Annotated in this window: 12 protein-coding genes and 1 pseudogene; 5 read left to right on the top strand and 8 right to left on the bottom strand. The window is 70.7% G+C overall.

Annotation, left to right across the window (positions count from 1 at the left end):
• The first annotated feature begins 8 nt into the window (after nt 1-8).
• The gene (locus EDD93_RS36075; RefSeq protein WP_123530643.1) at nt 9-1,640 is read left to right on the top strand and encodes an ABC-F family ATP-binding cassette domain-containing protein; all 1,632 of its coding nucleotides are present in this window, start codon (nt 9-11) and stop codon (nt 1,638-1,640) included.
• A 128-nt stretch (nt 1,641-1,768) separates the two neighbouring features.
• On the opposite strand, the gene EDD93_RS36080 is transcribed toward EDD93_RS36075, so the two are convergent.
• On the bottom strand, nt 1,769-2,236 hold the full coding sequence (locus EDD93_RS36080; RefSeq protein WP_123530645.1) for a MarR family winged helix-turn-helix transcriptional regulator: 468 nt from the start codon (nt 2,234-2,236) through the stop codon (nt 1,769-1,771).
• Between the two features lie 101 nt (nt 2,237-2,337).
• Between EDD93_RS36080 and EDD93_RS36085 the strand changes: the two genes are divergently transcribed.
• Entirely contained in the window at nt 2,338-3,552 is a 1,215-nt protein-coding gene (locus tag EDD93_RS36085) for an amidohydrolase family protein (RefSeq protein WP_123530647.1), read from the top strand.
• 223 nt (nt 3,553-3,775) lie between these two features.
• Here EDD93_RS36085 and EDD93_RS36090 read toward each other — a convergent pair whose 3' ends face one another.
• From EDD93_RS36090 to EDD93_RS36115, 6 genes and pseudogenes are all read right to left on the bottom strand, one after another.
• Nucleotides 3,776-4,381: a TetR/AcrR family transcriptional regulator gene (locus tag EDD93_RS36090; protein ID WP_123530649.1), complete on the bottom strand. Its 606-nt coding sequence runs from the start codon at nt 4,379-4,381 to the stop codon at nt 3,776-3,778.
• A gap of 238 nt (nt 4,382-4,619) precedes the next feature.
• Complete coding sequence (locus EDD93_RS36095; protein ID WP_123530651.1) at nt 4,620-5,534, bottom strand: MBL fold metallo-hydrolase; 915 nt, start codon at nt 5,532-5,534, stop codon at nt 4,620-4,622.
• 53 nt (nt 5,535-5,587) lie between these two features.
• A complete protein-coding gene (locus EDD93_RS36100; protein ID WP_221217382.1) occupies nt 5,588-6,553 on the bottom strand; it encodes a D-2-hydroxyacid dehydrogenase family protein in 966 nt (321 codons plus the stop codon).
• Nucleotides 6,546-7,874 (bottom strand): MFS transporter, encoded by a 1,329-nt coding sequence (locus EDD93_RS36105; protein WP_123530653.1) that lies wholly within the window; start codon nt 7,872-7,874, stop codon nt 6,546-6,548. Before EDD93_RS36105 ends, EDD93_RS36100 begins: the two co-directional genes overlap by 8 nt.
• A gap of 219 nt (nt 7,875-8,093) precedes the next feature.
• Nucleotides 8,094-8,525 (bottom strand): annotated as a pseudogene (locus EDD93_RS36110) (zeta toxin family protein); the annotation flags it as partial.
• Between the two features lie 43 nt (nt 8,526-8,568).
• Nucleotides 8,569-9,153, bottom strand: coding sequence for an XRE family transcriptional regulator (locus EDD93_RS36115; protein ID WP_123530657.1), 585 nt, complete (start codon nt 9,151-9,153; stop codon nt 8,569-8,571).
• A gap of 118 nt (nt 9,154-9,271) precedes the next feature.
• On the opposite strand from EDD93_RS36115, the gene EDD93_RS36120 reads away from it, so the two are divergent.
• Genes EDD93_RS36120 through EDD93_RS36130 form a run of 3 tightly spaced genes read left to right on the top strand, consistent with a single transcriptional unit; the run spans nt 9,272 to nt 11,417 of the window.
• A complete protein-coding gene (locus EDD93_RS36120) occupies nt 9,272-10,108 on the top strand; it encodes an EamA family transporter (protein ID WP_123530659.1) in 837 nt (278 codons plus the stop codon).
• 35 nt (nt 10,109-10,143) lie between these two features.
• Entirely contained in the window at nt 10,144-10,668 is a 525-nt protein-coding gene (locus EDD93_RS36125; RefSeq protein WP_123530661.1) for an FMN-binding negative transcriptional regulator, read from the top strand.
• Nucleotides 10,669-10,709: 41 nt separating this feature from the next.
• Nucleotides 10,710-11,417: a B3/4 domain-containing protein gene (locus EDD93_RS36130; protein ID WP_123530663.1), complete on the top strand. Its 708-nt coding sequence runs from the start codon at nt 10,710-10,712 to the stop codon at nt 11,415-11,417.
• Between the two features lie 400 nt (nt 11,418-11,817).
• Here the strand turns inward: EDD93_RS36130 and EDD93_RS36135 are convergent, their stop codons facing one another.
• Nucleotides 11,818-12,291, bottom strand: a complete 474-nt coding sequence (locus EDD93_RS36135) for an ATP-binding protein (protein WP_260256105.1) — start codon at nt 12,289-12,291, stop codon at nt 11,818-11,820.
• Between the last annotated feature and the right edge of the window lie 3 nt (nt 12,292-12,294).

Genomic DNA, 12,294 nt, shown 5'->3' on the forward strand with positions numbered 1-12,294 from the left:
GATTCCCCATGTCAGCTCCGCTCGCACACATCACCTGCTCGTCGCTCTCCTTCGCCTGGCCGGACGGCAGCGAGGTGTTCGACGACTTCCATCTGACCGTAGGACCCGGCCGTACCGGTCTCATCGGCGTCAACGGCGCCGGCAAGTCGACCCTGCTGCGGCTCATCGCCGGCGACCTCACCCCGGCCGAGGGCCGGATCAGGGCGACGGGCACGGTCGGGTACCTGCCTCAGAACCTGGTCCTGGACACCGCGCTGCGGGTCGACGCGGCCCTGGGCATCGCCTCGGCCCGTGCGGCGCTGCACGCCATCGAGGCGGGCGACGTCGGCGAGGAGCGGTTCGCGGCCGTCGGCGACGACTGGGACGTGGAGGAGCGGGCCCGCGCCACGCTCGACCAGCTCGGTCTCGGACACATCGGGCTCGACCGGACGATCGGTGAGGTGTCCGGCGGCGAGTGCGTGCTGCTGCGGCTGGCCGCGCTGCTGCTGGCCCGGCCGGACGTGCTGCTGCTCGACGAGCCGACGAACAACCTGGACCTGCACGCACGACAACGGCTGTACGCCGCGGTCGACGCGTGGAGCGGGGTCCTGGTGATCGTCAGCCACGACCGGGAACTCCTGGACCGCGTCGACCAGATCGCGGATCTGCGGGGCTCCGAGGTCACCTGGTACGGCGGAAACCTCTCCGCGTACGAGGAGGCGCTCGCCGTGGAGCAGGAGGCGGCCGAGCGCATGGTGCGGGTCGCGGAGGCCGATGTGCACCGCCAGAAGCGAGAACTCGCGGACGCCCAGGTCAAGCTGGCCCGGCGCAAGCGATACGGGCAGAAGATGAGCGACCAGAAGCGCGAGCCGAAGATCGTCATGGGCGCCCGCAAGCGTGCCGCGCAGGAGTCGGCCGGCAAGCACCGCATCATGCACACCGACAGGCTGGCCGAGGCACGGGAGCGCCTGGACGAAGCGGTCGAGGCGGTGCGCGACGACGACGAGATCCGGGTCGAGCTCCCGCACACCAAGGTCCACCCGGGCCGCGGCGTGCTCGTGCTGCGCGAGCTGGAACTGGCCTACGGAGCACGGGTCCAGGGCGCGTTCGAGGTGCGCGGTCCGGAGCGCATCGCACTGGTGGGGCGTAACGGAGCGGGCAAGACCACGCTGCTGCGGACGCTCGCCGGTGAGCTGGCACCGGTGTCGGGCGAGGCCGAGGTGGAGGTTCCCACGCGCTTCCTGCCGCAGCGGCTGGACGTGCTCGACGACCGGCTGAGCGTGGTGGAGAACGTGGCGCGGTTCGCACCGGATGCCACGGACAACGCCATCCGGGCGAGGCTGGCACGCTTTCTGTTCAAGGGAGCACGGTCGGACCGGCCCGCGGGGACCCTGTCGGGCGGCGAACGGTTCCGTGCGGCGCTGGCCGCACTGCTGCTCGCCGAACCGGCACCCCAGTTGCTGATGCTGGACGAGCCGACGAACAACCTGGACCTGGCGAGCGTGCACCGGCTGACGGCGGCACTGGAGTCGTACGAGGGAGCGCTCATCGTGGCGAGTCACGACGTGCCGTTCCTGGAGTCACTCGGAATCACGCGCTGGCTGCTGCTCGACGGTGAACTCCGGGACACCACGGCGCAGGAGGTGCGCGCGGGTATGTGAGGAACCCCGTGTGTGCGGGGAGAGGCCGGGCTCGGGCGCGGTGCGGGGCCAGGGCCCGTCCGGCGGATCCTCGCGGGCCCGCGGCGTCCGGGCTCCTGGCCGTGACGCGGCGCACGGGCACCTCTCGTTCAGTCGCGGCTTGCGGCCTGTTTCCTGGACCACGCGGTGGCGTCATCTCCGTATCGGGCCAAGAGGCGTGCGAACTGGATCTGCTCCTGCGGTGACCAGGCGGCGGTGATCTCCTCGAACGCTTTTCGCTGTTCAGCGGCGAAGCGGTTGCGTTCGGCCTCGCCGTGCTCGGTGAGTTCGAGCACGGTGCGGCGGCCGTCGGATTGGGACGCCGTCCGGCGCAGCACCCCGTCCTCTATGCAAGCGGCGACGGTCCGGCTGGCCACCGGCTGGGCGATGCCCATCTCGGCGGCGAGGCCCCCGACCGTCGTCTCGCCCGGCGCGTCGGCGATCACATTGAGTACGAGGTTGCGGGAGAGGTCCTTACTCGATGCCGGCGTGCGTCGTCGCAGACGTGACAGTGCCGGGCCGATCTGGTCCAGTGCCAGGTCGTCGGACGGCTGCTCGGAGAAGGACGCGCTGCTCATGTGACTGATTCTAGGCTCCGACCGCACATTTGCATACCAGTAGGCAAGTGCATAGCATTAGGTATGTAAATCTTGACGAGCGAGAAACGAGGCGGACTGCTATGGCGCTCACCGCGATCACCAACGCGCAGATCTTTGACGGAGAGAAGACGGTCGGCGTGCGGACCGTGGTCATCGACGGCGGGAGGATCGCTCGTGTCGGTGGCGGCGCTCCTCAAGGCAGCGAGATCGTCGACGGCAGCGGCGCCACACTGCTGCCGGGACTCATCGACGCCCATGTCCACTCCGCTCCGGGTTCCCTGGCGCTCGCCCTGCGGTTCGGCGTGACGACCGAACTGGAGATGCAGGGGATGAACACACGGGAGAACCGGGGGCTCATCACCGACGACGACAGCGTGGCTGACGTGCGTTCTTCCGGCTTTGCCATCACACCGCCCGGTGGCCACCCGAGTGAGCTGATGCCGGAGGGCTTCCGGCCGAAGTGGGATCTGCCTCCAGTGATGCCCCTGATGCCGTTCTCCACCACCCCCGAGGAAGCGGTCGCCTTCGTGCCCCAGCTCCTCGCCAGGGGGTCCGACTTCATCAAGTTCATGATCGACGACGGCAGCGTGGAGGGGCACCCCGGGCTGCCCTCGCTCGATCAGGCCACCGTGACCGCCGGTGTGGCCGAAGCCAAGAAGTACGGTGCCCTCACTGTGGCCCACGCGCTGACCGTGGAGGCCACCAGGATGGCCGCCGAAGCCGGCGTCGACGGCGTCACCCACGTGTTCATGGACCAGCCGCATACCGCCGAGATCATTGCCCTCGTCAAGGATGCGGGCATGTTCGTCATTCCCTGCATCAGTCTCAATGCCTCGATGATGGGGATCACCGGCAGCGAACTCGCCGACGACCCACGGGTCGCCGCACGCCTCGACAGCAAGTGGGACCAGACCCTGCGTTCCAGCTACGACCGTTACCCGCAGGGCAAGCTCGACGAGGTGTACGACACCGTGCGCGCCCTGGACGCAGCCGGCGTCGACGTGCTGGCCGGCACCGACGTCTCCATGCCCGAGACGTTCTTCGGGGGCCTGGCACACGGAGCGAGCCTGCACCACGAATTGCAGTACCTGGTGGCTGCCGGCCTCACGCCCGCACGGGCCCTGCGCGCGGCCACAGCGACCACCGCCCGCCGCTTCCGCCTCAGCGACCGGGGCCGCATCGCCGAGGGGCTCCGCGCCGACCTCCTGCTGGTCGACGGCGACCCGGTGAGGAACATCAGCGACACCCTCAACACCCGCGCCATCTGGCGCCGCGGCACCCGCCTGGCGTCATGACCAGAGCGCTTCCCCTCACGGGAAGCACGCAACTGTCCGCTCGGAGCGGCTCGGCGCAGACGTGACCGGGCCGCTCCCCAAGGGCCGCCCGCTTCGCGTCACCGAAGACGACGTCCTGATGCTCCGGGGCGGTCTCCCGGCGGTTGCGGAGTTGGCGGCCCCCGCCTGGTCGACCGGCGGCACTGCCTCCCGGGGGCCTGCCGGAGCTGCGGCGCCGCTTCGCTCAGGCCGCCTGTACCGGCCGGTGCCAGGGAGCGAGGACAGCGTCCGCCGAGGCGTGCAGTTCGTGGGCGGGCGTGCCGTCGCACACCTGGGTGGAGACGCCGAGCAGAAAGGTGTGGATCATGAGCGTGATGCCGTCCACATCCGTTTCCTCGGCGAGTTCTCCTGCGGCGACACCCCGGTCGACACATGCCCTGATGCGCGCTCGGTCCACCGCACGGCGGGCCGAGGCCGCCCGGCGCACCGCGGTATCGCGGTCCCCGACAGTGCCTGACAGGGCGACGAGGCAGCCTCGGGGGTGGGAGGTGTCGGTCTGCATGTCGATGGACGCGTGCAGCATCTGGGAGATGGCCTCGCGCGGGGCCAGGGCAGCGTCGTCGATGACGTCGGTGACGCTGCCCGGCCCGGCGGCGTAGTGCTCCATCGCCCGCTCGAACAGACCCTGCTTCGAGCCGAACGCGCCGTACAGGCTCGCCGAGGACAGCCCCGTGGCCTCCAGCAGCCGGGCCATCGATGTCGCTTCGAAGCCCTGCTCCCAGAACAACCGCATCGCGGCCTCAAGGACCCCTTCCATGTCGAAGGTACGGGGACGGCCGACTGAGGGCACGTGACACCTCCTGCCATAATGGAACGATTAATCTAGTTTAGCGGGCGCGACTGCTGCGCGAGATACCGGCCGTGGCGCCCGATGCGGGTCGCTGCGCCAGAGACCGGCTGCTCGCCGGTCCGGGTCGCTGCTCCAGATGCCGGCTGCTCGCCGGTCTGCCGCGGAGCACGCTGACCGCAAGCCCAGCGGCCGAGCCGCCAGGGCCGCGTTCATGTCGTCGCCGCGCTCCGGGCGGGCGTCAGGAGGCATCCGTCTCGTCGTTCCAGGGGCGCCAGCGGCCGGAGCCGTCGACGGTTCCCAGCTGCTGGTCGGCGAAGTGGACGCCGAAGCCGTACACCCCCTCCCGCGCGAGGCGGTCCACGAGCCGGCGCCGCGCCTGTTCGGCCGCGTTCCGGTCGGTGTCGAGCACGACTTCCCAGTCCGGGTGCTGGACCTGGACCGGTGAGTGCATGGCATCGCCGAAGACCACGACCTCCCGTCCGTCGCCGGTGTCGAGGATCCACGCGGTGTGCCCGGGGGTGTGCCCGGGAAGCGACCAGGCGCGGACGCCGTCGGCGATCTCGGCCCCGTCGGTCACGGTCACGGTACGTTCGTCCTGGCCGGCCAGGACCGGGCCGGACCCGGGCGTTACGCTCTCCTGCTCGCCCTTCCCGACCATCCAGCGCGCCTTCGTGAACAGACTTCGCGGGTCCTCGACCGCGTCGGGCCGGGCCCACCCGGTGTGGTCGGCGTGGAAATGGGTGAAGGCGACCATCTCCAGCTCGGCCGGATCCACGCCGAGGGACGCCAGAGACGCGGGCAGATCCCGCACATGGCCGAAGGCGTGCTGGAAGTCCTCCAGGTCGTGGCCCGATATGCGGCCATGGCCCGCGTCGATGAGCAGGCGGGACCCGCCCCTTTCGACGAGCAGCGCCCCGCACCCCATGGACAGATGGCCCGCCCGGGTCATGTGCGAGCGGTGTTCGTCCCAGTTCTCCTCGGCGGAGGCGGGGTAGACCCGGGTCGGGATCATGTCGACGCCCGCGTCGGGAACGTAGCTCAAGGTGAGTTCGCCCAGGGTGCGCGTCCAGAGCGCGGGGAGCCGGAATCCCGAGCCGTCCCGCTCCCCGCCCGCGGCGCTGTTCGTCTCGGGATGCTGTGCGTGCGTCGCCACAGGGCCGGCCTTTCGGATGTGCGTGTGGGGGGATGTGGTGGTGGGTGGTCTGTTCACGGGGTGATCACTCGGATCGGCTCACCGGCGCCGTACGCGAGGATGTCCTCGAGCGCGTCGGTGTAGAAGACGTCGTAGGTTCCCGCGGTGACATAGCCCAGATGCGGGGCGAGTACCGTGCGCGGGGCGCTGCGCCACGGCGAGTCGGCCGGGAGAGGTTCGGTGGAATAAACATCCAGGGCTGCTCCGCCGATCGTCCCGGCGCGCAGGGCCGCGAGCAGTGCGTCCTCGTCGAGGACGGGCCCGCGCGAGGTGTTGATGAGGAGCGAGTCCGGCCGCATGAGCGCGAGTTCGTCCCGGCCCAGCAGCCCGGTGGTGCGTGCGGAGAGCTTGAGGTGGACCGTCACCACGTCGGAGGTGGCCAGCAGTTCCTGCTTACGGACCGGGGTGACCCCGACGGCACGGGCGTGCTCGGTGTCGAGGTGGGCGCTCCAGGCGACGACGTCCATGCCCAGGGCGAGCCCCACGCGGGCCACGCGGGTGCCCACGTCGCCAAGTCCTACGACGCCGAGGCGCGCGCCGTAGAGGTCGCGTCCGATGGTCCGCTGCCAGGCGCCCCGGCGCATGCCGCGCTCCTCGGCGGGGAGGGAACGGGCCAGTGCGTGGATGAGGCCCCAGGTGAGTTCGGCCGTCGGCGCCGCCCCGGCCCCGCGCGTACCCGACACCACGACTCCCCGCCGCGTGGCCGCGGCCACGTCGATGGCCGCGTTGGCCGGGCCCGTCGTCACCAGCAGACGCAGGTTCGGCAACCCGTCGATGACCTCGGCCGGGAACGCGGTGCGTTCGCGCATGGCCACGACGACATCGAACGGCTCCAGTGCGGTGATGACGCTCTCGGGGCTGCCGAGGGGCTCGGTGAAGACCGTGAGCCGCGCACTGTCCGGCAGGGCGTTCCAGTCGGCGTGCCGTCGCGCGACTTTCTGGTAGTCGTCGAGGATCGCGACACGGTGGATGTCAGGCACAGCCGGCCTCCTCACGGCTCGCGCCCACGCGGCCCGCGGCTGCCGGATGCCGGGCGGGCACGCCGGTGTCCACGGCCGCCGACGGGGCGGCGAGCGGTTCGGCCGGGCTGGGGTGGACCAGCTCCAGAACCCAGATCCCGGCCCCGGCCAGCGCGATGACAAGGCCGAGTCCGCACACACCCGGCCACCCCGCCAGCGGGTACAGCGCTGTGGTCAGCGCCGAGGCGACGGTGGCCCCGGCGAACGCGGACACCATCAGCGCCGTCGTCACCCGGCTCCGGGCGTGCGGGGCCCGGCGGTAGATCGCGCTCTGATGGCTGATCAGAAGGGCCTGCTGGGCAAGGTTGAGCACGACGATGCCGACGGTCAGCGCGATCAGACCGCCCGGCCCGCCCACACCGGCGACGGCGAGCACGGGCCAGCTGCCCGCCAGCAGGATCAGCCCACCCGTGGTCACCTGACGGCCGCGTCCGCGGTCGGCGAGCCGGCCGGCCATACCCGCGGCGGCTGCTCCGGCGACTCCGGCCAGGCCGAACAGGCCGATGACGGCGGGTCCGTAGTTGTACGGCGCCCCGGCCAGCAGGAACGAGGAAGCGGTCCACAGTACGGTGAAGCAGCCCATGCCGACCGCTGCCATGGCCATGCGCCTGCGCAGCAGGGATTCGGTGCGCACCAGCGCCAGTGTCGAGCGCAGCAGCTGAGGATAGGTCGCGTTCTCCGTCGGCGGGACAGGAGGCAGCACCACGCGCAGGACGACCGCAAGGACCGCCATCAGGACCGCGGCGAAGACGAACACCAGGTGCCAGTCACCGATCTGGGCGAGCAGCCCGGCGACGGTACGCGCGATCATGATGCCGATCAGCAGACCGCTCATCACCGTGCCCACCACCGAACCGCGCTGGTGGTCCGGCGCCAGCGACGCGGCCATGGGCACCACGATCTGTGCCACCGCCGAGGTCGCTCCGACCACCGCGATCGCGACGAGCAGGAGCCCCAGCGAAGGGGACGCCGCCGCACCGAGGACAGCCACGGCACTCAGGCCCAGCAGCACAGTCACCAGGCGCCGCCGTTCGAGTACGTCCCCCAGGGGCACCAGCAGGGCGAGGGACAGCGCATAGCCGATCTGCGACACGGTCACCACCAGGCCACCGGTTCCCTGGGACACCCCGAGGGACCGCGACAGCACGGGCAGCAACGGCTGGGCGTAGTAGATGTTCGCCACCGCCGCGCCACAGACCACGGCCAGCAGCAGCACCGTCACCCGGCTCAGAGGCGGAGGTCCGGAACCGGGACCGTTCGCGTCGAATTCTGGATCGTTCATGCCGTAACTCTCGCCCAGGTCAGGTCGCAACGTCAATGATTTATGGATTGATCAATCCGAAAGTGAGATAGCCCACCCCGGCGAATCCAGCCGTCGAGCTGCGGGGGCACTGCTTGTCGAAGACGGTCGCCAAGGCGCAAATGAGGACGACGACCGTGACGGACACGCCGTCAACGTCTTCCGCGCACATATATAGGGGCGGCCGGTCCGACCATCGACTCACCCGGTTGAGCACGGAACCGAGGCGGTACGACGGACCGGCTCGGCGAGCACCGCGGCCCGCCCGGCATCCCGGTGTACTGCCAGTCGTTCGTCCTCGGGAAGATCGCTGTGGACGCGCACCTCGGCGCGGGCGATCTCATGGTGGAAGGCGGCCGGCTCGCGGACCGTCCACGCGTGGGAGCGCCCGCGGGCGACTGCCTTGCCGGCGGCGGGCCGACGGCGCCACGCACAATCGACGACCTCGTTGTCGTACAGCACGGTGCCGTCGCGGGTCACCACGGCGATGCGGTCGGCGAGCCGCTCGGCCTCAATGGCCGCGAGCGTTGTGAGCGTGTTCTTCGCGCAGGCGCCATGGTTCGCCCAGGACACGAACCGGCCGCGGGCACCGTCGGCGGCGTCAGTGAGGAAACGGTCGAGGATCCCGAGCCGGTTCCACGCCTCCGACGTGTCCGGCCGGACCTACGCGGACGGATCAGGCCGCGGATGCGGGCCCAGGCGGCAGATGGACGGTCATGATCAGGTGGCAGGTCTCGTCACCCTCCCCGCGATAGGTGTGGGCGACATCGCCTTCGAACGTGGCGGTCTGCCCGGCCGTGACCGGGTGCTCCGCGCCGTCGACGACCAGGACCATGCGCCCTGCGGTGACGCTGACAGTCTCGACGACGCCGGCCTGGTGGGGGTGGCTGGGGTACTCCTCGCCCGGTTCCAGGCGCCAGCGCCACACCTCGACCGGAGCGGGGCCCGAGGTCGTCAGCATGAGCCGGGCCTCGCCGCCCCGTTCGCCCGCCCACAGCGGCATCACGGTGCTGACCGAGACCACACGGACGCGCCCTTCGGCCGGACCCTCCATCAGCACGGAGACCGAGATGCCCAGCGTGTCGGCCAGCCGGACCAGGGTCGCGAAGTTCGGATTGCCCTGCGCCTTCTCCAGGCCGACCAGGGCCCCCTTGCTGACCTTGGCCCGGCGACCGAGCTCGTCCAGCGACAGGCCCGCGCGCGTACGAGCCGAGCGGACGTTGTGCGCGAGCGTGCGCAGAGCCGCCTCTGTCTCGGTCACCTGGTCACCATCCCCATCGGTTGGTCAATGGAATGGACCACCCGGTCGTTCGGTTGACAAGGGGCGGTCATTCCGTTGTACGGTTTAGTCGTTCCACTGCATCTTAAGGGATCGTCTCGTGATAGCTCTACTGCTGGCCCTGGTCAGCTCACTGACCTACGGATGCGCCGACTTCCTCGGCGGCCTGGGCGCCCGGAAGGCCCACGTGCTGCGCACTGTGATGATCGCCGCGCCGGCCAGCCTGGCAGTCGAGTTGCTGCTGTGGCCCGTGCTCGGCGCCTCGTTCAGCCCTGCCGCGCTCGGCTGGGGCGCCGCCTCCGGCGTGGCATCGGCCGCCGCGTTCGCCCTGCTCTACCGCACCCTCGCGATCGGCCCGATGAACGTGCTCTCGCCCGTCACCGCCCTCGTGTCGGCCATGCTGCCGGTCGGCGTGGGCCTGCTCCAGGGCGAACGCCTGGGCACCGCCGGCCTGATCGGGCTGCCGCTCGCCCTGGCCGCCGTGGTGATGGTCAGCGCAGGCCACGGCGCCGGATCGGCCCGCCCGTCGCGTACCGCCCTGCTGCTGGCCCTCGGGGCCGGCGCCGCCATCGCCCTCCAGCTGATCTTCCTGCACCAGGCCCCGTCCGACAGCGGCGTGGCACCCCTGATCGTCGGGCGGGCGGTCTCCTCCGCCGTCACCCTGACCGCGGCCGGTCTGATGTATCGCAAGCTCGGAACGGAGAAGCCCGCGTACGCGATCTCGGCCGCCGCCGGTGTGCTGGACTCGGTGGCCAACCTGCTGTTCCTGCTCGCCGCCCGCAGCGGGGACCTCGCCGTCGTCGCCGTGATCACCGCCCTCTACCCGGCCGGCACCGTCCTGCTCGCCCGCAGTGTCCTCGCCGAACGCATCCACCGCGCACAGCTCGCCGGCCTGGGCGCCGCCGCCATCGCCGTCAGCCTCCTCGCCCTCACCTGAGACCTCCAGCACCACCGCCTCGCAAGGAGACCAGCATGTTCATCCAGCCCTGGAACGCCGGCCACCTCCTGGTCCACCTCGCCCGCCCCAACCCGGTGTGGACGGCGATCGACAACGACCCGAACGTCCTGTTCACCGTCTTCGGCGACTACGCCTTCATCCCCGGTCCCTGGCGCGCCAAGCCCGACACCCCACCCGCCGACGGCGTCCCCACCAGCTACTACGCGGCCGTCCAGTTCACCTGCCGCGCCACGCTTGTCGACGACCCCGAGGACAAGGCCGAGCTGCTGCGCCGCCAGATGGCTCACTTCCAGCCCGACGGCGACCACGCCCCCATCTCCGTCGACCAGCCCCCGTACGACCGGATGCTGCCCGGCATCCGCGGCCTGCGCCTGGAGGTCACCGGCGTACGGGCGAAGTTCACATACGACGACCACAAGCCCGTCGGACACCGCACCGCGGTCGCCGACCGCCTCACCGAACGCGGCCAGGGCCTCGACGCCCCCACCGCACACCAGCAGCGCCGCCGCCTGGGCCGCATCGGCCCCTGGAAGCCCTGACCACCCGCCCCATACGCACGAAGGAACGGAGAACACCTCCCATGACCGACTTCCGCATCGCCCCCGCCGTCGCGGACGCCTTCCCCGACACCCTCATCGCCGTGGTCGCCGCCACCGGCCTTCGAGGCCACGAGCCCTGGCCCGACACCGCCGCCGCCCTGGAGACGCTGGAGCAGCAACTCTCCGCAGGGGCCTGGCAGCCCGCAGACGAGACCGACCCGCGCATCGAGGCATGGCACACCGCCTACCGCTCCTTCGGCACCAACCCCCGCCGCATCCGCCCCAGCGTCGACGCCCTCGGCCGCCGCCTCGCCAAGAAGGGCACCCTTCCCCGGATCAACCCGGCCGTCGACTCCTACAACGCCGTCTCCGTCCTCCACGGCCTGCCCGCCGGCGCCTTCGACCTCGACCACGTCACCGGCGACGTCACCATCCGGTACGCGGACGGCACCGAGACCTTCACCCCGCTCGGCGAACCCGACACCATTGAGAACCCCAAGCCCGGCGAGATCATCTACGACGACACCACCGGCGTCCTGACCCGCCACTGGAACCACCGCGACGCCCACCGCACCCGCGTCACCGAGGACTCCGGCCGTGTCGCCTTCGTCCTCGAAACCCTCCACGCCACCCGCGACAGCCACCTGCTCAAGCTCGCCGCCGAGGAGCTGCACGGCCTGCTGATGCTCCACGCCGCGCAGACCCGCGTGCACTATCTCAGCCCGGAACAACCGGAAGTCACAGTGTGAACTCGTTGCCACCCCGGCGTGCACAACCCCGCCGTCGCTGACGTCGAGTTCCACGGGGGCGTCCAGGAGCGCACCCCACCACCGGTCCGACGCCTCAATGTCCAAACGCGCGGCGCCCGGTAAATATCGCAGGGTTCGCATACCGGTGGCGCCATCGACCTCGCACCCTTAGACGCCCACCTCACCGAAACACCCGAGCCCGCACCCGCACCCGCACCCGCCACCAGCAGACCCGACGGTCATGTGCACTGGTGGGTCCGTGACGTGGTTACGGTGATGGTCAAGCCCGTACGGCTGGGCCGTTTCGCCTGGATCGCCTGGCGGACCAGAGGAAGATGCCCGCGGCGTCGGGACCGAAGTGGTCTTTCGGCTCATGCCGGAGGAACTCACACGAAACCCCCTAGGGGTGGAGTAACGCCCAGGTCTTCGAGCCGCCGGTGGCCGTCAGCGCGGGGGCGAGGCCCCAGTCCCCGCCGTGCGCGTCGACCGCGGCCGCCAGCAGCCACATGTCTGCGCTGCGGCGCTCCCTGCACTCCTCGGACCTCTCGGGCGTTCCGTGACACGGGTGTTGGTCGTAGAGGACGATCCGCAGAGCACCGAAGTGCCAGTGGATCCGCAGCAGCATCTCCCGGTCGGGCGTGAACCGGTAGGCCGTGGCGACCAGTTCGGATGCGGCGAGGACCGCGGTGTCGCGGAGTCCCGCGAGGTCGTGCCGGATGAGCAGGTCACTCACGACGCGGCGGGCGAGTCCGGCACAGAAGGCGCCACCGGGCAGGGCGAACGAATAGCTCAGATTGTCCGCTCTCGGCGGGTGGGGCCCGGCGGGTGCGAGGGCGGGGAGGCAACGCAGTGCGCCCTTCATCAAAGTACTCACATA

It is taken from the genome of Streptomyces sp. 840.1 (assembly GCF_003751445.1).
Taxonomy (GTDB): Bacteria; Actinomycetota; Actinomycetes; order Streptomycetales; family Streptomycetaceae; genus Streptomyces.